Origin of the sequence: Goekera deserti (assembly GCF_010685995.1) — a bacterium.
GTDB classification, from domain to species: Bacteria; Actinomycetota; Actinomycetes; order Mycobacteriales; family Geodermatophilaceae; genus Goekera; species Goekera deserti.
On sequence record NZ_JAAGWK010000029.1, the window covers coordinates 18,160 to 40,205 of the forward strand.

A 22,046-nucleotide genomic window follows, 5' to 3' on the forward strand; every position below is an offset into this window, starting at 1 on the left:
CGGGTCAGGCGCGCGCGGCCCGGCGGCCGGACTTCACCGCGTACATGGCCTGGTCGGCGGCGGTCAGCACCGTCTCCGGCGTCGACGCCTCCTGGCTGAGCGCGACGCCGACGCTCACGCCGATGTGGTGCCGGAGCCCGTCGGGACACACGACGGGCTCGGTGAGGGCGGCCTCGATGCGGGCAGCGATCCGGGTCGCCGTCGCCATGTCGCCGACGCCGGGGCACAGCACCACGAACTCGTCGCCGCCGATGCGGCCGACGGTGTCGCCCGGGCGCACGGCGTGGGCCATCCGCGCCGCCGCCTCCCGCAGGACGGCGTCGCCGGTGGCGTGCCCGTGGTGGTCGTTGACGGCCTTGAAGCCGTCGAGGTCGCAGTAGAGGACACCGACGTGGGCACCGTCCCGGTCGGAGGCGGCCAGCACGTGCTCCAGCCGGTCCACGAGCAGGCTGCGATTGGGCAGCCCGGTGAGCGGGTCGTGCAGCGCCGCCTGGCGCAGCTGCTGCTCCATCGCCCGCTGCTCGGTGACGTCGGACATCGTGGCCACCGCGCCGAGGAACTGGCCGGACGGGTCGTGCACCGGCACGGCCAGGCAGTGCACCGTGCGGGTCGGCAGCCCGGCCGGGGCGATGACCATCTCGACGCCGGAGGCGAGGTGCTCGCCGTGGAGTGCTCGGACCAGCGGGATCCGTTCCGGCGTCAGCGGCGTGACGCCGTCGGGCTCCAGCAGGTCGTACCGGCCGGCCAGCTCGTGGTGCGGCACGGCGCGGTCGCTGTCGCTGCCGTGCCACTCCCGGCTGACCCGGTTGAACAGGGTGACCGTCCCGTCGGCGTCCGCGGCGACGACGCCCAGCGGGAGGGCGTCGAGCAGCGCGAGTTCGAAGGCCCGGCGCCGGGTCAGCTCCGCGTGGACCGCGGCCAGCTGGGTGCGGGCCTGGTCGGCCGCCACGGCGAGCCGGGTGGACTCCCGGGTCTGCCGCCGCCGCTCCAGCAGCGCCACGACGATGGCCGCGAGGTCCACCAGCCGGTCGACCTGGTCGGCGCTCAGCGCGCCGGGCCGCACGTCGTAGACGCACAGCGTCCCGATCGGCACCTCCTCCACGACGAGCGGGACGCTGGCGTACAGCCGGAGCTGGGCGAGCCGGCCGTCGACGAAGGGGTGGTCGACGAGGTCCGGGTCGGCCAGCAGGTCTTCCGCCACCCACGGCCGGCCCAGGGTCGAGGCCCGGTGGCAGATCGATGACGTGCGTGGTGCTCCCGGGCGCGGTCCGCCCGTGGCTGCGACGGAGCACTGCCGCTCGGTGTCGAGCACGTTGACGCTCGCGGTCGGGACGCCGGCGATCGCGGCGGCCACCCGCACCACGGCGTCGAGCTCGGCGTCCTCGGGGGAGTCCAGCAGGTCGTAGCGCGCCAGGATGTCGTGCTGCCGCTGGTGCAGGTCCGGGTCGTCCGGGTCGACGGCCGGCCGGGCACGCACGGTGTCGAGGTGGAGCGCCATCGGGTCGACCTCTCCGGGCGGTGCGGTGCCCTCGGTGCGGACACTGCGCTCACTGACGGGTCGGCAGGTCCGGTGCCCGTGTTGAGCGGCCGGTGCGCCCGGTACACCCCTCGTGGGGAGGGCGTCTCAGCTGGTCAGCAGGCGCACCGTCTCCACCGCGGCCACGACCGCGAACACACCGAACAGGGTGGCGGCGACCCGCCGGATCAGCGGGATCGGCAGCCGGTCGGCGAGCGTGCGACCCAGCAGGATGCCGAGCCCGGAGACCACCAGCAGGGCCGCCCAGGCGCCGGCGAACACCGACAGCGGGTCGTCGTAGCTGGCGGCCAGGCCCGCGGTGGCCAGCTGGGAGAGGTCACCCCACTCGGCGGCGAAGAGCACCCCGAAGGAGATCGCCGCGGCGCGCATGGCGGAGACGGGCTCGCGGGCCGCGGCGTCCTGCTCGTCGTCCTCCGGGCCCGCGGTGGCGCTGCGCCACAGCAGCACCGCGCCGACCAGGAACAGGACGGCGACCACGCTGCTGACCACCGCCTCGGGCAGCAGGGACAGCAGGCTGCCGGCGGTGACGGCGATCGCGGACTGCAGGGCGAAGGCAGCGCCCACCCCGGCGAACACCGGCAGCGGCCGGAACCGGGTGGCCAGCACCAGGGCGGCGAACAGCGTCTTGTCGGGCAGCTCCACCGGCAGGACGACGATGAACGCCGTCGCGATGACGGACAGGACCACAGGTGTTCTCGCTTCCGCTCGGCACGCGGCCGTCGGCGGCGGGGTGCCTCCGACCGGCAGCGCACACGTGTGCACTCGGTCGAAGGTCTCGCCCACCCGCACCCCGGGTGCGGGCCCGCTGACCGGGCACGCACGAGTGCGCGCCAGCATGTCGACCAGCGGTCGGGGGGCTACTCCCCTTCTCCGGCGCCAGGGTAGCCGATGCCGGACCCTGCGGGGTGCGCCGTCTCGGCCGCGGCGGTGGCGGCCCGCAGGGCCTCCTTCACCGGCAGGCCCAGCCGCCCGGCGAGTGCGGCGACGTCCTCGTACTCGACGCTCACGTTGACCACCTGCCCGTCCAGCCGGGCCACCTTCACCCCCACCTGCCCACCCAGGACGTCGACGGTGTGCTGCTCGCGGGCCAGCGCGCGCTTGCCGACCGTGCTCACCCGCAGCCCGATCGTCGACGTCCCGGTGAACACGGCCCGCTCGACGGCCGGCTGCACCGCGGGGGAGCAGAGCACGTGCAGCGTGTGGGCGGGGCGGCCCTTCTTCATCAGGATGGGCGTCAGCCAGGCGTCGGAGGCGCCGGCGGCGAGCAGGCCGGTGAGCACGCCCGGCCACAGCCGCGGGTCCAGGTCGTCGACGTTGGTCTCCAGCAGGACCGCACCGGGCCGGTCGTCGGGCTCGTCGGTGGGCTCGCCGAGCACCAGCCGCACCACGTTGGGCAGCTGCACCGGGTCGCGGCCGCCGGCGCCGGAACCCACCCGGGTCACTCGCATCGGCGGCATCGTCGTCCACTGCTGGACGCGGGCGGCGAGCAGGGCGGCGCCGGTCGGTGTGCAGCACTCCGCCGGCACGGGCCCGGCCAGCACGGGGACACCGGCGAGCAGTGCGAGCACCGCCGGCCCCGGCACCGGGACGACGCCGTGCGCCCCGCGCGCCGACCCGCTGCCGAGCGCCACCGGCGAGGCGGTCAGCCGGTCCAGGCCCAGGTGCTCGAAGCCGGCGACCACCCCGACCACGTCGGCGAGCGCGTCCAGCGCCCCCACCTCGTGGAAGTGCACCTGCTCCGGAGGCACCCGGTGCACCCGGCCCTCGGCGACGGCCAGCCGCTCGAACACGGCCAGCGCGCCCTCCCGGACGGCGGGGTGCAGCGGTGCCTGCTCCAGCAGCCGGCGGACGCCGCCCCAGGTGCGGTGCTCGATGGTGTCCGGTGCCTCGACGTGCACCCGGGTCGCCCCCAGTCCGTGCCGGCTGGTGCCCTCCGCGCGCAGCGTCACCCGCTCCACCCCGAGCACGCCGACCGCGCGTGCCGGCACCTCCAGCGGCACCCCCGCGTCGACCAGCGCCCCCAGCAGCATGTCGCCGCTGGCGCCCGCGGCGAGGTCCAGCCAGCCGATCGTCACCGGCCCACCCTGTCACCCGCCGGGGTGGTCACCGCGGCGCAGGGGTGGGCCCGAGCACCAGGTCGGCGACCCGGGCCGCGCGGCCGGCGACGTCCAGGTGCACCCCGGCGCCGTCTCCGGTGACCTCCCAGCCACGTGCCCGGGCGTCGTCGGCGGACTCCTGGTACCCCGGGGACAGCTGGACGTAGCGGACGGCCCGCGAGGGCCACCGCTCGGGCACCGGGACGGCGACGTCGTAGAAGTCGGCAGGCAGCGAGCGGGCCTCGGCACACACGGCCTCGCGGACGGCGGCGTCCGGCAGCTCGCCCTCCACGGTGCCGGGCGGCCACCACTGTGGCCAGGGGGCGATCCGGTCCTCGCGCCGCCGGCTCAGCACGAACGCGCGGATCCGGTCGCCGGGCACGGTCGCACCGTGCCGGGCGGGCAGCACGGCGTCCACGAGGACCACCCGTCGGGCCCCGGTGGCCACGGCGACCGCGGGCAGCAGCGGCCCCGCCCCCGAGAAGCCGAGCACCGCGTCCGCGGGGCCGAGGGCGCGGCACGCCGCCACCGCCCGGTCGGGCCAGCCGGCTGCGTGCTCGACGGCGTCACGGAGGTCGGGCAGGACGACGACGTACCCCCGGCTGCGCAGCTCGGTGGCCAGCGGACCGAGCACGGCCGGCCCGAGCAGCGGCGGGTGCACCATCGACCAGCGGGTGGCGAGGTGGCTCACCCGGCCAGCGTCGCAGGTGTCACCGCCTGCCGGGAGGGCGGCGGTCGGCGGGTCAGGCGCGGGCGGTGCGCCGGGCGATGCGGGCGGCGAAGACGCCGGCGGCGTGGCCGCTGTCGATGTTGGACACGACGACGCCCGCGTTGGCCGAGTTGAGCATGGTGAGCAGGGCACCGAAGCCGGCGAAGGTGCCGGAGTTCCCGGTGGACGTCGGCACCGCCACGATCGGCACGTCGGTGAGGCCGCTGACCACGCTGGCCAGCGACGCGTCCAGGCCGGCGACGACGACGAGGCAGTCGAGGTCGTCGAGCAGGGTGCGGTCGGTGATCAGCGACCGGATCCGGTTGCCGCCGACGTCGTCGACCCGGACGACCGTGGTGCCGGTGACCCGGGCCACGAAGGCGGCCTCGGCGGCGACGGGTGCGTCGGCGCCGCTGGCGCTGAGCACCCCGATCCGGCCGGCGGGCTCGGGCAGCGGGCCGATGGCGGCGGCCATCGCCCCGGCGTCCATGGTGGTGTACGCGTCGTGCTCGGCGCCGAGGGCGACGAGGGTCGCGGCGTCCGCGCGGATGACCACCGCGGGCCGGTCCGGGTGGGTGTGCCGGGCCTCGCGGACCAGGGCGAGCACCTGCTCGGTGCTGCGGCCGGTGCCCCAGATGACGTCCGGGCCGATCGGCTCGTAGGGCGCCCGGGGCGGCGGGGTCTCGGCGACGGCCGGCTCCGGCGGCGCCGGGATGACGGGGACCTCGGCGCCCGGCGGCTCGACGAGCAGCCGGCCGAAGCCCGAGTCGTCCCGGCTGACGCTGGCGCGCGGGAACAGCGGGTGGTCGTGGAGCTGGGACGCCTGCACGGGATCGACACTAATCGTGGTCAGTCCATTACTCGGGATCTCCGCGACCGACGTGTCGGAGTTCAGCGTGGTCGGATCGTCACTGACAGCAAGACCTGCGGGGGCGGGTGGTCGGGGCAGCCAGTCCGGCTCCGCGAAGGGCGTGGGCTCCATCAGGTGGTCGGTGGCCCGCGTCTGGGTCACCCCGGACAACCGCACCACCCGGTCGCGCCCGCCGCGCTTGGCGTCGTAGAGCACGCCGTCCGCCGCGGCGAACAGCGTGCGCCGGTCGTCGCCGCGGGCCGCCGACGCGATCCCGACGCTGATCGTCACCGGCACGTCGATGCCGAGGGCGGACCAGTCGTGCAGCGCGATCGAGCGTCGGATGCGCTCCATCGCCCGCTCGGCCTGCTCTGCCGTGGTGTCCGGCAGCAGGATGACGAACTCGTCGCCCGCCCAGCGGCACACCTCGTCGGTGTCCCGGCAGCCGTCCAGCAGCAGCTGGGCCACCGCGCGCAGCACCACGTCGCCACCGGGGTGCCCGGCCGCGTCGTTGATCGACTTGAAGCGGTCGATGTCGACCACGGCCAGCGCCGGGGCGGCCCCGTTGCCCAGCAGCCCGTCCAGCCGTGCCTCGGCGAAACGCCGGTTGGGCAGGTGGGTCAGCGGGTCCTCGTAGGCCTGCCGGCGCAGCTGCCCGGCGGCCCGCTCGGTCTCCAGCAGGCTCTTGCGCCGGCCGAACAGCTCCACCCAGCGGGTGCGCCGTTCGTCGACCCGGTCCAGCTCGTCGGCCAGGTAGGCCTGCAGGTAGGGCAGCGCCCGGGCGGCGTCGTCCTGCTCGGCGTGCAGGGTGCACAGCTCGCGCAGCGAGGAGCGGCGCAGCCGCGCCAGCCCGTGCTCGGTGGACAGCTCCAGGGCCGCCGCGAGGTGCTCGTCGGCCCCCGGCACGTCGCCCTGGCGGCGCAGCGCGCGGCCCAGCGCGAGCCGCGCGGAGGCGAGCAGGCCGGCGTCCTCGGCCGTGGTCCGGGCCACCGCGGAGGTGAGCAGCTGCCCGGCCTCGTCGTAGCGGCCGGTGCCCACCAGCGCCCAGCCGTGCACCACCTGCGCGGCGACGGTGGCCGGGCCCTCGGCCGGCAGCACCTCCAGCGCGCGGGCGGACAGCGTGCGGGCGGAGGTGAAGTGCAGCGCGGCGGCGTCCAGCGCGCCGTCGTCCAGCAGCTCCTCGCCGACCTCGGCCGACAGCCCGGCCCAGCGGGCCGCGGACTCCCCGACCAGCAGGGCGGTCTCGGTCCGGGTCAGCTCGCCCGGTGTCCCGGCGAGCAGCAGCGCGACCTCGTGCGCCCGCTCCTGGTAGTCCAGCGCCAGCGGCATCAGCTCCAGGTCGGCGAGCACGCCGGCCAGCGCGGTGAGCGTGTGGGTGAGCAGCACCGTCGGCGGCAGGCCCGGGTCGAGCAGGCTCGCTGCCTCCACGGCCTCGTCCATCGCCGCGTCGATCCGGCGGGACAGCAGCTCGATGCGGGCGTGCCGGACCAGGCCGGCGGCGCGCTGCAGGTCGTCGTCCTGGGCGTCGAAGGCGGCGCGGGCCGAGCGCACCAGGGCGATCGCCAGCGCGGCGCGGGTGGCCGACTCGGTGCGGTCGGGGTCGTCGTCGTCCGGCGGGGTGGGCGGCGGGTCGCCGCCGCAGGCCGGGTCCAGCGGGGACGCGAGGCCCGCCTCGACGAGCCCGGTCATGCCGGCGTGCAGGTCCAGGCCGGCGCCGGCATCGTGGTGGCTGGGGTCGCCGTACGCCGAGGGGCCGGTCGGGTCGCCGAGCAGGGTGTAGCCGGCCAGCCGCAACCGGCGCACCAGCAGCTCGGCACGCAGCGTCTCCGACCAGGCCCGGGCCAGGGTGTCCAGCGGGGGCTCGGTGGCGGAGCCCTCGACGGCGTACGGCGACGGGTCGTCACCGACGGCCCCGAGCAGCTGCTCGGCGTCGTCCAGCCGCCCGTCGGTGAGGGCGGCCGTCACCTGGTCGTGCAGGGCTCCCGGTGGCACCAGGGCACTGTGCACGTCGACGGAGGCGGTGTCGAGCACCGCGGGACGGGTGCTGCCTGTCGGCTCGGCGGGACCGCCCGAGGACCGTGCAGGCGCCCCACCCGTCACGCGGGCCCCTCGGGCGGAGCGGGCTCGGCACGCGGGGTCGGCACGCCGTCCTCGGTGGCGTCGTCCTCCACGAAGGCCCAGCCGGAGGGACGCCGACCGGACGCCGTCCCGAGCACGTCGGCCACCATCTCGTCGACGGTGAGCGGGCCGCCGTCGCGCGTGCCCTGCTGGCCGGGGTGCCGGACCAGCGGGGCGCCCGGTGTGGCCGCGCGGACCAGGTTGCGCCCGGAGCGCTTGGCGGAGAACAGGTGCAGGTCGGCGGAGTCGAACAGGGCCCGCCAGCTGTGCGCGCCCGGGGTGAGGCCCGGGGCCGCGGTGGCGACGCCGATGCTCACCGAGATGCTGCAGCTGAGCTGCAGCTCGCTCCAGTCGGCGGTGGCCACGGCGCTGCGCAGCCGCTCCATCGCACCGGCCGCCTGGCTCTCGGTGGCCGAGGGCAGCACCACGAGGAACTCGTCACCGGCCCAGCGGTACACCTCGTCGCCGGTGCGGCAGTGCTGGCGGAGCAGGTCGGCGACGCGGCGCAGCACGGCGTCCCCGTGCAGGTGGGAGTTCTGGTCGTTGACGTCCTTGAACCGGTCGACGTCGACGATGGCCAGCGAGACGGGTCCGTCGGCCAGGTGCAGCTCGGCCAGCCGGCGCTCGGCGCTGCGCCGGTTGCCCAGCGAGGTGAGCGGGTCCTCCAGGGCGTGCCGGCGCAGCAGGTCGGCCTGCCGCTCGGCCTCGCGCAGCCGGCTGCGGCGCACGAACATCTCCGCCCACAGCTCGCGCCCGCGCAGGTGCGCCCGCACCGTGTCGGCCCGGTAGGCCTCCAGCCAGTGCAGCGCCTCGACGGTGTCGCCCATCAGCGCGGTGCCCTGGCCCAGCTCCAGCAGGCACTGGCGGTAGCGGCGCCGGTCGCCCACGGCGGCGAACGCCCCGGAGGCGGACACCAGCAGGTCGGTCGCCTCCCGGGCCGCGTCCGGGACCGGGCCGGCGACGTCGCCGCACGACTGGGCCTGCCGGGCGAGCAGCCGAGCCAGCACCAGGTCGGTGTAGCCGAGTAGCCACAGCCCGCCGTCGGCCTGCACCCGCCGGCGGGTGGCGCGCAGCCGCTGCACGGCCGGGTCGGTGTCGCCGGTCAGCATCATCGCCCACGCGTGGACGACGTCCATCTGGTCCCGCTCGGCGTCGCAGGCCTCCCAGTCCAGCTCGCCGGCCGATGCCACGCAGCGCAGCGCGACCTCGGCCAGCTCCACCGCACGGGTGCCCTCCCCGCGCCGGGCCACGGTCTGGGCCAGCTCGGTGTGCTGCTGCGCGCACAGCCGCAGCAGCGACCACCGGTCGCCCAGTTCCGGCCGGGAGAGCGCGATGCGGTGGCCGCGCAGGGCGTGGGCGACCGCGAGCTCCTCCAGGTCCAGCCGGGTCAGCGCCAGGGACAGCCAGTGGTGCGCCTGGTGCAGCGCCCGGTCGGGCTCCGCCGAGGGCACCGAGTCGGCGATCAGCGAGGCGTCCACGGCCAGGTGCATGCCGGCGTCGAACCGGTCGGCGGCGATCTCCACGTGGGACAGGTAGGCCATCGTCAGCGCCGTCTCGGCCGACGCCGGGCAGGTGTCGAGCACGGCCCGGGCCGCCGTCACCTCGGCGCCGGCCCCGTCGGGGTCGCGCTCGAAGAGCCGGCGTCGCGCCGAGAGGGCCTTCGCCCACGCCGTCCAGCGGGTGGTGCCGGCGGCCAGGAAACGCTCCTCGGTGACCGCGAGCTCGTCGACGAAGGCGACCGAGTCCTCGCGGTCGGTGGCCTCCAGCAGCCGCAGCAGCGCCGCCTCCAGCTCGACGTCGACCCCGGCGTCGTGGGCCCGGTGGTCCTGGGCGTGCGCGCGGACGACGTCGGACGCCGGGGTCACACGTGCCTCCACTCAGCTGACCGGCGCGCCCGTGTGGACGCGTCGGGCCGGTGGCGTGGCAGCTTCCCCCGGGTGGACACCTGCAGCCCACCCGCCCGCACTACCCTCGTCGGATGCCAGGGACATCCATGACGCGGGTCGCCTATCTGGGTCCTGAGGGTACCTTCACCGAGTCGGCGCTCAGCACCCTCGCCACGCTGCCGGGGTCGCCTGTCGGCGTGGCCGATCTCACGCACGCGCGGCCCGAGGTCACCGTCGCGACCGCGCTCGCGGGGGTCCGGGCCGGTGAGACCGACGGTGCGCTGGTGCCGCTGGAGAACTCCGTCGAGGGCTCGGTCCCGGCCACCATGGACGGCCTCGCGGCCGGTGCCGCCCTGGTGATCACCGCCGAGGTGTTCCTGGAGGTGTCCTTCGCGCTGGCGGTCCGCCCGGGAACCCGGGCCGACCAGGTGCGCACGGTCGCCAGCCACCCGCACGGGCTCGCGCAGTGCCGCCGCTGGCTGGCCGAGCACCTGCCCGGGGCGACCGAGGTGCTGGCCAGCTCCACGGCGGAGGCGGCGCGGGATGTGGCCGAGGGCCGGCACGACGCGGCCGTGTGCGCACCGCTCGCCGGTGAGCGCTACGGGCTGGAGTCGCTGGCCGACCCGGCCGACAACCCCGGCGCCGTCACCCGCTTCGTGCTGGTGCAGCAGCCGGGCACGCTGCCCGCGCCGACCGGTGCGGACAAGACCACCGTCGTCGCCGTGGTGCCGGACCGCACTGGCGCCCTGCTGTCGGTGCTGACCGAGTTCGCCGTGCGGGGCATCAGCCTGACGCGCATCGAGTCCCGCCCCACCCGGGAGCGGCTGGGCGTCTACTCCTTCTCCCTGGACTGCGAGGGCCACGTCGCCGACCGCCGGGTGGGCGAGGCACTCACAGCGCTGCACCGGCTGTGCGCCGAGGTGCGGTTCCTGGGCTCCTACCCGCGGGCCGACGCCGGTGCGCGCAAGCAGGTCCCGGAGACGGTCGAGGACGCCGCCTTCGCCGCCGCGGACCGCTGGCTGGAGCAGATCCGCAGCGGGGGCTGACCCGGGCGTGCGGGGTCGCCTCGGACGGCGCTGGTGTGCACGGAGCACACGTCCGTCGGCGGCCATCGTGACCCAGTGTGCCTATTTAGAGACGATGCGCAAGGTGGCTGGGACAGGAGTGACGCGAGGTATCAGCAATCCCGGTCACCGAGTCGGGCCGGGGATCTGCCCTGGTCAGGCTGCCCACGCTCGCGACCTCAGCCCCAGCCGAGCTCGTGCAGCCGGTCGTCGTCGATGCCGAAGTGGTGGGCGATCTCGTGCACCACGGTGATGGTGACCTCCTCGACGACCTCGGCGGGGGTCTCGCACATGTCGCAGATCGCCGCCCGGTAGATCATGATCCGGTCGGGCAGGGCGCCGCCGTAGTCCCAGCCGCGGTCGGGCAGGGCGTACCCCTCGTAGAGGCCGAGCAGATCGGGCTCGGAGTCGTTGCGGTCCTCGACCAGCACGACGACGTTGTCCATCAGGCGCAGCAGCTCCGCCGGGACCGAGTCCAGCGCGTCGGCGACCAGCTCCTCGAACTGCGCCTGCGGCATCAGCTCCACGGGCGTCGGCTCACCAGCCGGCCGGCAGCGGGCGGCCCTCCTCGTAGCCGGCCGCACTCTGCACCCCCAGCACCGCGCGCTCGTGCAGCTCGTCGACGGTGCGGGCGCCGGCGTACGTGCAGGAGCTGCGCACCCCGGCCACGATCTGGTCGACCAGGTCCTCGACGCCGGGACGCGCCGGGTCCAGATACATCCGCGAGGAGCTGATGCCCTCCTCGAACAGCCCGGCGCGGGCCCGGTCGAAGCCGCTGTGGGTCGACGTGCGCGCCTTGACCGCCCGGGCCGACGCCATCCCGAAGCTCTCCTTGTACATCCGGCCCGACCCGTCGGTCTGCAGGTCGCCGGCGCTCTCGTAGGTGCCGGCGAACCAGGAGCCGACCATCACGTTCGCCGCCCCCGCCGCCAGGGCCAGGGCGATGTCCCGGGGGTGCCGCACACCGCCGTCCGCCCACACCTGCTTGCCCAGCCCGCGCGCGGTCGCCGCGCACTCCTCGACCGCGGAGAACTGCGGCCGCCCCACCCCGGTCATCATCCGGGTGGTGCACATGGCCCCCGGCCCCACACCCACCTTGACGACGTCGGCGCCGGCCTCGACGAGGTCCCGGGTGCCGTCGGCGGTGACCACGTTGCCCGCGACCAGCGGGGTCGAGCCCGCCACCGCGCGCACCGCCCGCACCGCCTCGACGGCCCTCACCTGGTGGCCGTGCGCGGTGTCCACGACCAGGACGTCGACGCCGTGGCCCAGCAGCGCCTCGGCCTTGCCGGCGACGTCGCCGTTGATGCCGACCGCCGCCGCGGTGAGCAGCCGGCCGGAGGCGTCCAGCGCGGGGGAGTAGATCGCCGAGCGCAGCGCACCGGTGCGGGTGATCACGCCCACCAGCTGGCCGCCGTCCACGACCGGGGCGGCCTGCACCCGCTCCTCGGACAGCACGTCGAACACCTTCGGCAGGTCGGTGCCGGCCGGGATGGTCAGCGGGTCCACCGTCATCACCTGGGAGAGCTGGGTGAACCGGTCGACGTGCTGGCAGGCGCCGTCGGTGACGATGCCGACCGGGCGGCCCGCGTCCACGACCACGACGATGCCGTGCGCCCGCTTGCCCATCAGGGACAGGGCCTCACCGACCGTCGAGGTGGGGCCCAGGGTGATCGGGGTGTCGTAGACGGTGTGCCGGGCCTTCACCCAGCCGACCACCTCGCCCACGACGTCGGTGGGGATGTCCTGCGGGAGCACGGCCAGCCCGCCCCGGCGGGCGACGGTCTCGGCCATCCGGCGTCCGGAGATCGCCGTCATGTTGGCCACCACGACCGGGATCGTGGTGCCGATCCGGTCCGGCGTCGTCAGGTCCACCTCCAGCCGCGACCCGACGCCGGAGCTGTTGGGCACCATGAACACGTCGGCGTAGGTGAGGTCCTGGGCCGGCCGGGTGTCGCCGAGGAAGCGCATGGGGCCATTGTCGCCCCCCGCGCTCAGCGGCTGGGGGCGAGGGCGTCCGGCTCGGCGGTGGTGAAGCCGGTGCGCGGCATCGCGGTCCAGACCGGCTCCCGGCGCATCAGGGCGGCGGCCAGGCCGCGCAGCCGGAACCAGGAGTGCACCTGCCGGAAACCGACGTTCTCCAGGATGCCGGCGGCGAGCAGGGCCGCCAGCTCGCGGCCCCGGCGGTAGCGGTGGAAGACGAACTCCTCCACGGCGACGACGGTGACGGCGAGCAGGGTGCCCACGGCCAGCGCGAAGCCGACCATGACCGCGGCCGTCCCCAGGTCCAGGATGCCCAGCGCCGCGGAGACCACCACCGACAGCAGCCCCACCAGCTCGACCACCGGGCCGAGCAGCTCGAAGACCAGGTAGAACGGCATCGCCAGCACGCCGATCGCGCCGTACCGCGGGTTGCCGATCATGCGCTTGTTCTTCCACAGCAGCTGGGCCAGGCCCTGCGACCAGCGGCGCCGCTGCTTGCCCAGCACGGCCCACGTCTCGGGCACCTCGGTCCAGCAGACCGTCTCCGGGACGAACACCATCTTGTGCGGGCGGCCCTCGCGGCGCAGGTACTCCTGCAGGGTCACCACCAGCTCGGCGTCCTCGGCGAGCGACAGCGGGTCCAGACCCCCCACCTCGACGACGAGGTCGCGACGGAACATGCCGAAGGCACCGGAGATGATCAGCATCGCGTCCGCCTGCGCCCAGCTGGTGCGGCTGAGCAGGAACGAGCGCAGGTACTCCACGGCCTGGATGCGCACCGTCCAGCGGGGGGACAGCCGCGGCTCGATCACGGCACCGCGGTCGGTCAGCGCCCCGTTCGCCGGCCGGATGGAACCACCGGCACCGACCACGTTGACCGGGTCCTCCACGAACGCCCGCGCCACCTTCAGCAGGCCTTCCGGCTCGAGCAGCGAGTCCGCGTCGATCATGCAGATCAGCGGGTGCCGGGCCAGGTTGATCGCGGCGTTCAGGGCGTCCGACCGGCGCCCGACGCTCACCTTGCGGACGACGGTCAGCGGATCCCCGGTGCCGGCGCGGTGCACCGACAGGACGGCGCCGTCGACCTGGGTGGTCGCGGTGGGGCGCGCGGTCACCGGGGCCAGCTGGTACTTCTCGGCCATCAGCTCGAAGGTGCGGTCGGTCGACCCGTCGTCGACCACGATGACCTCGTAGGCCGGGTAGCGCTGGGACAGGGCGGCGGACAGCATGTCGAGGATCCCGGCCTCCTCGTCGTGCGCGGGCACCAGGATCGACACGGCCGGGGTGAGCGGGCTGGCGAAGACCTGGTCCAGGCCCTGGGCGCCGGTCCACCGGCGGTTGGCGACCAGCCGGCGGGCACCGGTCACCACCAGCAGGAGCATCGCCAGGTCCAGCACGACGACGTAGCCCAGGACGGTCCAGTTGACCGCCGTCAGCAGTGGGGACACCCACTCCACGGCGCGCTCGCGGGTCATCGCGCGGCCTGCGCCTCGCGCGGCCGGGGCGCCGGGGTGGCGTCGGTCCCGGAGTCCCGGGCCGCGAGCCGCCGGCGTCCCGCGGGACCGCTGGCCGTCAGCGCCTCGGCGCAGGTGGCCCGGACGTCGCGGTCCGGGGACCCGAGGCCGACGACCAGCGCGTCCAGCCCGGCCGGGTCGCAGATGCGCCCGAGGGCGGTCGCCGCCGCCCGCTGCAGGGCCGGGCGGCGGCCGGCGTCCAGCACCGCGCACAGCGTCGCGGTCGCCGACGGCATGCCGATCCGCCCGAGCGCCTCCGCCGCGGCGCACCGCAGCTCCGGGACGGCGGCCGGGTCGGCCACCGTGGTGGTCAGCGCGTGCGACGCCAGCGGGTCACCGTGCAGCCCCAGCACGGTCGCCGCCATCTGCTGGACGACCGTCGACGGCGCGCCGAGCGCCCGGCGCAGCTCGGGCAGGGCCGGGGTGCCGATGTCCAGGACGGCCATGCCGACGACACCTGCGGTGACCGGCCGGTCGGCGACGAGGGCGGACAGCAGCGGGCCGATCGCCGCCGGGTCACCGGTCTTGCCCAGGGCGCGGGCCGCGGCGCAGCGCACGTCGGCGACCGGGTCGCCCAGCAGCTCGGCCAGCAGGGGGGTGTGTCGGGGGCTCGCCGCGTTGCCCAGCAGGGTCACCGCGCGCCCCCGCCGCCAGGCCGCCCGGTGGCCCAGCTCCTCGGTCGCGCGGTCCACGACCCCCCGCTCCAGCAGCAGCGCCGTCAGGGTGTCCCGGTCCGAGCCCCGCAGCTGGGGCAGCAGGTCGAGCACCATCTCGTCGAGGAGCGGGTCCAGGGCGTCGTCGCCGTCGATCGGCTCGCCGTCGAGCAGGTCGTGCACGAGCGGGGTCAGCCGCGCGCGCCGGGCCAGCTCCCGGGCGACCTGGCGGTTCCTGCGGGCGTGCTCACCGGCGACCGCGAGCAGCAGCAGGACGACGAGCGCGGCGAGCGCCGTCGTCGCCACCATCGCGGCACCGGGGACCGCGTTCACGCCAGGACGCTGCCCGGGGGCAGGGCGGCGGTGACCCGGCTGGCGAGCTCGCGCGGGCTGAACGGCTTGACGACGTAGTCGGTGGCGCCGGCGGCGAAACCGCGCTCGAGGTCGGGCTCCTGGGCCTTGGCGGTGAGCAGCAGCACCGGGGTGCGCGCGAGCTCGGGGTCGGCGTCGGCGCGCAGGGCGGCGCAGACCTCCAGGCCGTTCATCCGCGGCATCATCCAGTCCAGCACGATCAGGTCCGGGTGCAGCTGGCGCGCCGCGGCGAGCCCGGCCTGCCCGTCGTTCTCCACGGTGACGTCCAGGCCGAGCCGGCCGAGACGGAAGGCGACGAGGTCGGCGATGACGGGGTCGTCGTCGACGACCAGAACGTGGGTCATGGTGCATCCGATCGATAGGTGAGCGTGAGTTCCTATCGGCGGGTCGGGACCGGAACTGGAGTGCTGCGGCCGAGTCGTCCGCGCAGGTCCGGGCGGCACGGTGCGGCGGGCCCCGAACAGCGGTGCCGGTCGCCTTGACATCCGGTGCTCCTCGGCCGATCTCAGGACCATGCCCATCTCCCCGCGCGTCAGCACGAGCGGGGCGGTGTCCCTGCGGGCGCTGCTGCGCCGGCCCGTCCTGGTGGGTCTGGCGGCGGTGGCCACCGTCTTCCTCACCACCGCCGCGCTCACCACGCTGGTGCTCGCGGTGCTGGTGCCCCGGGTGGACCGGGCCGACGACGTGCTGCTCGCCCTGCAGGACGGCCACGTCGCGATGGTCAACCAGGAGACCGGCCTGCGTGGGTTCCTGATCACCCGCCAGCCCCAGTTCCTGCAGCCCTACGAGGCCGGTGCCGCCGAGCTGGAGCGGCTGGACGCCCAGCTGCTGGCCTGGTCGGCCGGGGACGAGGACCTGCGCGGCTGGGTGCAGACGCTGCACGCGGCGGAGCAGCGCTGGATCGACGGTTTCGCCCTGCCGCTGCTGGTCGCCCAGCCCGCACCCGGTGCCAGCGCCGAGCTGTCGGCCATGCTGGTGGCCGAGAAGGCACTGTTCGACGACTACCGGGTCGTGCAGGCCGAGGTGCGGGTACGGGTGCAGGACCGCCGCGACGACGCGGTGCTGCAGCAGCGCGCCGTGCTGCTGGCCGGCGTCGGCTCGGCGTTCCTGGTGACGCTGGCCGCGGCCTTCCTGGTGCGCCGGGCCAACCGCCGTCTCGCCGGGCAGATCCTGCCCCCCGTGCACGGCGTGCGCGTCGCCCTGGCGTCCATGACGCAGGGTGACCTGGGGCGCCGGGCCCCGGTCGCCGGCCCGGCCGAGGTGCAGGACATCGCCGGTGACGTCAACGAGCTGGGCGCGGCGCTGCTGGAGCGCAGCGAGCTGGTCGCCGCCCGGGAGCGGGAGCTGGAGGCCGCGCGGGACGAGGCCGAGCAGGCCGGCCAGGCCAAGACGGCGTTCCTGGCCACCATGAGCCACGAGATCCGGACGCCGCTCAACGCCGTCCTGGGGCTGACCGACCTGCTGCTCACCACCGACCTGACCCGGGAGCAGCGCGGTCACCTGGAGACCGTGTCCCGCAGCGGGGACAGCCTGCTCACCCTGATCAACGACGTGCTCGACTTCTCCAAGATCGAGGCGGGCGAGCTGGACCTGGAGCTGGCCCCGTTCGACCTGAGCGACCTGGTGTACGACGTGGCGCACCTGTTCGCCCCGCAGGCGGCCCGCAAGGGGCTGGACCTGCTCGTCGACATCGACGCGACCCGCTCCTGGCAGGTCGTCGGTGACGGTCCCCGGCTGCGGCAGGTGGTGCTCAACCTGGTCGCCAACGCGGTGAAGTTCACCGCCGTGGGACAGGTCGTGGTCAGCGTGCACGGGCCCGAGACCGACGGGCGGGTGGACTGCCGGCTGGCCGTGTCCGACACCGGGATCGGCATCCCGGACGACCGGCGGCACCGGCTCTTCCAGTCCTTCAGCCAGGTCGACGGCTCGACCACCCGCACCTACGGCGGCACGGGCCTCGGACTGGCGATCAGTCAGCGCATCGCCGGCGCGATGGGCGGGGAGATCCTGGTCGACAGCGTGCTCGGTACCGGGTCCACGTTCACCGTCGCCCTGGAGCTCGAGCTGGCCACGACCGTCGCGGTGCCGGCCAGCTCGACCGCCCTGGCCGGGCGCCGGCTGCTGATCGTCGACGACAACCCCACCAACCTGCGGATCCTGGAGCACCAGCTCACCCGGTACGGCGCGACCTGCGCGGTGGCCGACGGTGCCCACACGGCGCTGGAACTGCTCGACCGGCTGGCGGACGGCGGCCACCGGGTGCACGCGGCCGTGCTCGACCAGCACATGCCGGGCGTGGACGGCAACGAGCTCGCCCGCCGCATCCGGCGGCGCGACGTGGGCGGGGACCTGCCGCTGGTGCTGCTGAGCAGCTCCACCGAGGCCCATCCCGACACCGACCGGCTCTTCGCCGCCCGGCTGCACAAGCCCGCCCGCCCGGAGCGGATGCTGCTCGCCGTCCGGTCGGTGCTGCAGCCGGCGACCTGGGTGGCCGAGCCGCACCGCTCCGGCGGTGAGGAGCCGCACGAGCCCGGACCCGGCGCCCGGCTGCGCGTGCTTGTGGCCGAGGACCACGACGTCAACGCGCAGCTCATCGAGCTGTACCTCGCCCAGCTGGGCCACGACGGGGTGCGGGTCACCAATGGCCGGGAGGCGGTCGAGGCCGTGCAGGCCGGCAGCTTCGACGTGGTGCTCATGGACGCCCAGATGCCGGTGCTGGGCGGGGTGGAGGCCACGGCTGCGATCCGTGCGCTGCCCGGCCCCCAGCCGTGCGTGATCGCCGTGACCGCCAGTGCGCTGGCCAGCGACCGCGCCAGCTTCCTGGCCGCCGGGGCGGCGGACTTCCTCACCAAGCCGGTGCGGCTGCGCACGCTGGAGGAGGCGCTCGGCGGCCTGGCCAACCAGGCGTCTCGGGCGGCCGCCGACCGGGTGCCCGCTCCCGTCCCGGCCGCCGAGGAAGCGTCGGGCACCGACCCGGTGCTGGACCCGGGGACCGTCGAGGAGTTGCGCGAGCTCGGCGAGGACGGCTTCGAGCACGTCTACCGCCGCTACCTCGCGGGCCTGGAGGACTCGGTGGCCGCTCTGGTCGCGGCCGCGAGCGGTGACCTGTCCGACCTGGACGGCGACGCGTCGGTCCCGCGGCTGGCCCACCGGCTCAAGGGCAGCAGTGCGTCACTGGGTGCGGGCCGGCTCGCCGAGCTGTGCCGGCGGCTGGAGGACGCGGCCGAGTCGGCGGCGCCCCGCTACGAGGGGACGATCGCCGAGCTGGAGGCGGAGAGCCGCCGGGTCGGGGCCGCCGTCTCCACGCTGCTGGCCTCGCTGCCCGGGCCCGCCGCGGGTTGAGCGCCGTGGCCCGCCGGTGACGGCGGGCCACGGCTCAGCGGGCCAGCCAGGGGACGGTGAGGTCCAGATCCGGCACCCGGTCCAGCAGCTCGGTGGCGGCCCGGCCGAGAGCCTCCGGGTCGGCGACCTCGCCGTAGAGGAACGTGCGGGCCCGGTCGAACCGGACGGCGTCCCGGGCGTGGGCGGCCACCCGGCGCGCACCGGGCACACCGGCGGCGGCGTCCTTGGCGACGAAACCCCAGCGCGACTGTCGGTCGTAGAACAGCACCAGCCACTCGTCGGCCAGCGGGTCGTCGGCGTCGATGCCGACCGTCATCACCCGGCGCGACAGCGGTGCGGACAGCTCGGTGGGCAGCCCCACCCCGAAGGCGACGACGACCGGCCCGAGGGCGGCGATCCCCTGGTAGGCGGCCTGCGTGCGCGGGGTCCAGAAGCGCGCGTCCTGCACGCCGACCAGCACGACGTCACCCGGCTGACCGCTCAGCGGCCGCTCCTCCGCAGCCCGGGACAGGGCCAGCAGGTCGGGTTTGCTGCGCAGCAGCGGGACGGGGCAGTCACCGGACACGGCGAGGTCGAACGGCGACGTGCGCGCTGCCGGAACCGCGGGCGCGTGGTCGGTGGTCGGCGGCACGGGCTGCTCCACGGGCGGGGACGGGCCCCGGGGTCGGGGCGGTGTCGACGTGGTGGTCATCGGGTGGCCGGGTGCCGCCCTTGAGCCGAACACCCGACACGGCTGCTGCCTGCCCCTCGCAGGGAGGGGGCCGCGTCGGCGCTGCCCGCCGTCGCCGGCCGCGGGTTGTCATAGCCTCTGGGGGTGATCGACCTGCGGTACGTCCGTGAGCACCCCGACCTCGTCCGAGCCAGCCAGCGGGCCCGTGGTGCCGACGACTCCCTGGTCGACGCGCTGATCGCCGCCGACGCCGACCGGCGGGCCGCCGTCGGTGCCGCCGACGACCTGCGCAGCGCGCAGAAGGCGGCGTCACTGGCGGTGCGCGGGGCCAGCGCGGAGGGGCGACCGGCCGTGCTGGAGCGGGCCAAGGCCCTCGCTGCGCAGGTCAAGGACGCCGAGGAGGCCGAGCGGGCCGCCGACGCCGCGCTGCGCACCGCCCACCTGGCGCTGGCCAACGTCGTCGCCGACGGCGTGCCCCCCGGCGGGGAGGACGACGCGGTCACGCTGCGCACCGTCGGCGAGGTGCCCGAGTACGACTTCCCGGTGCGCGACCACCTGGAGATCGGCGAGCTGCTGGGCGCCATCGACATGGAGCGCGGCGCCAAGGTGTCCGGAGCGCGGTTCTACTTCCTGACCGGGCCCGGCGCGCTGCTCGAGTTCGCCCTGGCCCAGCTGGCGATCAGCCGCGCGGTGGCCGCCGGGTTCACCCCGGTCGTGGCACCGGCACTGGTGCGCCCGGAGGCCATGGAGGGCACCGGGTTCCTCGGCGAGCACGACGAGGAGGTGTACCGCGTCGAGCGGGACGACCTCTACCTCGTCGGCACGTCGGAGGTGGCGCTGGCCGGCATGCACATGAACGAGGTGCTCGACCTCTCCGCCGGGCCGCGCCGCTACGCCGGCTGGTCGTCCTGCTTCCGCCGCGAGGCCGGCTCCTACGGCAAGGACACCAAGGGCATCATCCGGGTGCACTGGTTCGACAAGGTGGAGATGTTCAGCTTCTGCCCACCCGCCGATGCCGCCGCCGAGCACCTGCGGCTGCTGCAGTGGGAGGAGGAGTTCCTCACCGCGCTCGAGCTGCCCTACCGGGTGGTCGACATCGCCGCCGGCGACCTGGGCACCAGCGCCGCCCGCAAGTTCGACATCGAGGCCTGGTTCCCCAGCCAGGGCACCTACCGCGAGCTCACCTCGACGTCGGACTGCACCACCTTCCAGGCCCGCCGGCTGTCGATCCGCTACCGGGACGCCGAGGGCCGCACCCAGGTCGCGGCCACCCTGAACGGCACGCTGTGCGCCGTCGCCCGGACGATCGCCTGCCTGCTGGAGGTGCACCAGCGGGCCGACGGCTCGGTGCACGTGCCGCCTGCGCTGCGGCCGTGGCTGGGCGGGCACGAGCTGCTCACCCCGGGCATGTCGCTGGCCGCGGTCTCCGGGCCGGGCGTCCCCGCGCCGGCTGCGCCCACCCGGTGACCCTCCACCCCGCCCCCGCCCCCGGTACGCGCGCGGACGACGTCGTCGAGCTGGGCGACCTGGGCCCCTGGCGGCCGCGGCTGGTCGCCACCGACCTGGACGGCACGCTGCTGAGCTCGGCGGGCGTGGTCAGCCCCCGCACCCGGGCGGCGCTGGAGGCCTGCTGGGCGGCCGGCATCCCGGTCGTCGGTGTCACCGGCCGCGGGCCGCGCCTGCTGGAGAGCGTGCGCGAGGCGATGGGCGGACGCGGCGTGGCGGTGCTCGCCCAGGGCGGCTTCGTGGTCGACCTCGACAGCGACGAGGTGCTGCGCACCGTGGCGCTGCCGCGCGAGGAGGCCACCGCCGCCATCGCCGCGATCGAGGCCGTCGCCGGTGAGCTGGTGCTCGCCGTCGAGGACGCCGCCGACCAGGCGCAGCGCGGTGCGCTCCCGCCGCTGCGCGTGCAGCACGGGTTCGGCTGGCCCTACCCGGAGCCCGCCGACCTGCTGCACCGCGACCAGGTGCTGCCGGCCGGGCCGGTGCTGAAGGTCTTCCTGCGCTCGGCGACCCTGGACGAGGACGCGCTGCTGGCCCTGGCCCGCCGGGTGGTCGACCCGGCGCAGGGGGAGCTGACCCACGCCGGGCTCGGCTTCATCGAGCTGCTCCCGCCGGGCATCACCAAGGCCACCGGCCTCGCCGTGGCCCTGGAGCGCTGGGGCGTGGACCTCGCCGACGTCCTGGTGTTCGGGGACATGCCCAACGACCTGCCGATGATCGGCGCGGTCTCCGCGGCCGGCGGCCGCGCGGTGGCGGTGGCCAACGCGCACCCCGCGGTGCGCGCGGCGGCGTCCGGGCGCACCAGCGGGCACGACGCCGACGGCGTGGCGCGCTACCTCGAGGCGCTGCTGGGGCTGACGGTGGGTGACCAGCGTGGGTGACTGGCGGCCGCGGCTGATCGCCAGCGACATGGACGGCACCCTGCTGCGCAGCGACGACACGGTGTCCGAGCGCACCCGCGCCGAGCTCGCCCACTGGCGGGCGGAGCGCGTGCCGGTGGTCATCGCCACCGGGCGCCCGCCGCGCTGGATGCTCGGCATCCGGGAGGTGCTGGGCACCGGCACCGCGATCTGCGCCAACGGTGCCATCACGCTGGACCTGGCGACGCTCCGCGTGCTCGGCGAGCACTCCCTGCAGCCCGACGTGCTGCGCACGGTCACCGGCGAGCTGCGCCGCCGGCAGCCGGACACCTGGTTCGCCGTCGAGTACGGCGACCAGTTCCGGCACGAGCCGGTCTACCAGCCGCGCTGGGACGTCGACGCCCCCGGGGTGGCCGAGGCGACCCTGCCCGAGATGGTGGCCCAGCCGGTGGCCAAGCTGCTGGCCCGGCACGAGCGGCTCTCCCGCGACGCGTTCGTGGAACTGGTCGCCGAGGTGGTCGACGGCCGGGCGACGGTGACGCACTCCTCGACCGACGCGCTCGCCGAGATCAGCGCCCTGGGCGTCACCAAGGCCACCGGGCTGGCCGAGGTGAGCGCCGCACACGGCCTGGGCGCCGGTGACGTCGTCTTCTTCGGCGACATGCCTAACGACCTGGCCGCCTTCGCCTGGGTGCGTGACGGTGGTGGGCACGCCGTCGCCATGGCCAACGCGCACCCCGACGTGCTGGCCGCGGCCACCCACGTCACCGACACCAACGACGCCGACGGCGTCGCCAAGTACCTGGCGCAGCTCCGGTGACCTGCGGCCCCGCCCCAGGGGCCCGCGGCGCGCGGAGCGTGTCGTGGGGTGGGGTGGGGTCCTTCTCTT

Annotated in this window: 17 protein-coding genes; 5 read left to right on the top strand and 12 right to left on the bottom strand. The window is 75.6% G+C overall.

The window, feature by feature from the left end; genetic code table 11:
- Positions 1 to 4: 4 nt before the first annotated feature.
- The 6 genes from G1H19_RS19000 to G1H19_RS19025 form a co-directional block, all read right to left on the bottom strand.
- On the bottom strand, positions 5 to 1,498 hold the full coding sequence (locus G1H19_RS19000) for a sensor domain-containing diguanylate cyclase (RefSeq protein ID WP_152729269.1): 1,494 nt from the start codon (positions 1,496 to 1,498) through the stop codon (positions 5 to 7).
- Between the two features lie 126 nt (positions 1,499 to 1,624).
- The gene (locus G1H19_RS19005; RefSeq protein ID WP_174278045.1) at positions 1,625 to 2,224 is read right to left on the bottom strand and encodes a TMEM165/GDT1 family protein; all 600 of its coding nucleotides are present in this window, start codon (positions 2,222 to 2,224) and stop codon (positions 1,625 to 1,627) included.
- A gap of 170 nt (positions 2,225 to 2,394) precedes the next feature.
- Positions 2,395 to 3,612, bottom strand: a complete 1,218-nt coding sequence (larC, locus tag G1H19_RS19010) for a nickel pincer cofactor biosynthesis protein LarC (protein ID WP_162392875.1) — start codon at positions 3,610 to 3,612, stop codon at positions 2,395 to 2,397.
- Positions 3,613 to 3,640: 28 nt separating this feature from the next.
- Positions 3,641 to 4,324 (bottom strand): alpha/beta hydrolase, encoded by a 684-nt coding sequence (locus G1H19_RS19015; protein WP_152729273.1) that lies wholly within the window; start codon positions 4,322 to 4,324, stop codon positions 3,641 to 3,643.
- Positions 4,325 to 4,376: 52 nt separating this feature from the next.
- Positions 4,377 to 7,223 (bottom strand): diguanylate cyclase domain-containing protein, encoded by a 2,847-nt coding sequence (locus G1H19_RS19020; RefSeq protein ID WP_235928093.1) that lies wholly within the window; start codon positions 7,221 to 7,223, stop codon positions 4,377 to 4,379.
- Between the two features lie 65 nt (positions 7,224 to 7,288).
- Positions 7,289 to 9,175: a GGDEF domain-containing protein gene (locus G1H19_RS19025; RefSeq protein WP_162392877.1), complete on the bottom strand. Its 1,887-nt coding sequence runs from the start codon at positions 9,173 to 9,175 to the stop codon at positions 7,289 to 7,291.
- 113 nt (positions 9,176 to 9,288) lie between these two features.
- On the opposite strand from G1H19_RS19025, the gene pheA reads away from it, so the two are divergent.
- Positions 9,289 to 10,242 carry a prephenate dehydratase gene (pheA, locus tag G1H19_RS19030; RefSeq protein ID WP_152729277.1) on the top strand — a complete coding sequence of 318 codons (954 nt, stop codon included), beginning with the start codon at positions 9,289 to 9,291 and terminating at the stop codon, positions 10,240 to 10,242.
- Between the two features lie 197 nt (positions 10,243 to 10,439).
- Here the strand turns inward: pheA and G1H19_RS19035 are convergent, their stop codons facing one another.
- From G1H19_RS19035 to G1H19_RS19055, 5 genes are read right to left on the bottom strand one after another with little or no spacing between them, the layout of a single operon-like run.
- Complete coding sequence (locus tag G1H19_RS19035) at positions 10,440 to 10,778, bottom strand: metallopeptidase family protein (protein WP_152729627.1); 339 nt, start codon at positions 10,776 to 10,778, stop codon at positions 10,440 to 10,442.
- A gap of 19 nt (positions 10,779 to 10,797) precedes the next feature.
- Positions 10,798 to 12,231 carry a GuaB1 family IMP dehydrogenase-related protein gene (locus tag G1H19_RS19040; RefSeq protein ID WP_152729279.1) on the bottom strand — a complete coding sequence of 478 codons (1,434 nt, stop codon included), beginning with the start codon at positions 12,229 to 12,231 and terminating at the stop codon, positions 10,798 to 10,800.
- 23 nt (positions 12,232 to 12,254) lie between these two features.
- On the bottom strand, positions 12,255 to 13,718 hold the full coding sequence (locus G1H19_RS19045; protein ID WP_152729281.1) for a glycosyltransferase family 2 protein: 1,464 nt from the start codon (positions 13,716 to 13,718) through the stop codon (positions 12,255 to 12,257).
- Positions 13,715 to 14,743 (bottom strand): HEAT repeat domain-containing protein, encoded by a 1,029-nt coding sequence (locus G1H19_RS19050; protein WP_152729283.1) that lies wholly within the window; start codon positions 14,741 to 14,743, stop codon positions 13,715 to 13,717. The genes G1H19_RS19045 and G1H19_RS19050 overlap by 4 nt, the downstream gene beginning before the upstream one ends.
- Positions 14,740 to 15,126 (bottom strand): response regulator transcription factor, encoded by a 387-nt coding sequence (locus G1H19_RS19055; RefSeq protein ID WP_152729284.1) that lies wholly within the window; start codon positions 15,124 to 15,126, stop codon positions 14,740 to 14,742. Before G1H19_RS19055 ends, G1H19_RS19050 begins: the two co-directional genes overlap by 4 nt.
- A gap of 169 nt (positions 15,127 to 15,295) precedes the next feature.
- Between G1H19_RS19055 and G1H19_RS19060 the strand changes: the two genes are divergently transcribed.
- Positions 15,296 to 18,124, top strand: coding sequence for a hybrid sensor histidine kinase/response regulator (locus G1H19_RS19060; protein ID WP_152729286.1), 2,829 nt, complete (start codon positions 15,296 to 15,298; stop codon positions 18,122 to 18,124).
- 34 nt (positions 18,125 to 18,158) lie between these two features.
- Here the strand turns inward: G1H19_RS19060 and G1H19_RS19065 are convergent, their stop codons facing one another.
- Complete coding sequence (locus G1H19_RS19065; RefSeq protein WP_152729288.1) at positions 18,159 to 18,755, bottom strand: DICT sensory domain-containing protein; 597 nt, start codon at positions 18,753 to 18,755, stop codon at positions 18,159 to 18,161.
- 183 nt (positions 18,756 to 18,938) lie between these two features.
- On the opposite strand from G1H19_RS19065, the gene serS reads away from it, so the two are divergent.
- The 3 genes from serS to G1H19_RS19080 are packed head-to-tail and all read left to right on the top strand — an operon-like array spanning position 18,939 to position 21,977.
- Positions 18,939 to 20,261, top strand: coding sequence for a serine--tRNA ligase (gene serS / locus G1H19_RS19070; protein WP_162392878.1), 1,323 nt, complete (start codon positions 18,939 to 18,941; stop codon positions 20,259 to 20,261).
- Positions 20,258 to 21,178, top strand: coding sequence for an HAD family hydrolase (locus tag G1H19_RS19075; RefSeq protein ID WP_202925891.1), 921 nt, complete (start codon positions 20,258 to 20,260; stop codon positions 21,176 to 21,178). The genes serS and G1H19_RS19075 overlap by 4 nt, the downstream gene beginning before the upstream one ends.
- Complete coding sequence (locus tag G1H19_RS19080; protein ID WP_235928094.1) at positions 21,162 to 21,977, top strand: HAD family hydrolase; 816 nt, start codon at positions 21,162 to 21,164, stop codon at positions 21,975 to 21,977. The genes G1H19_RS19075 and G1H19_RS19080 overlap by 17 nt, the downstream gene beginning before the upstream one ends.
- Positions 21,978 to 22,046 lie beyond the last annotated feature (69 nt).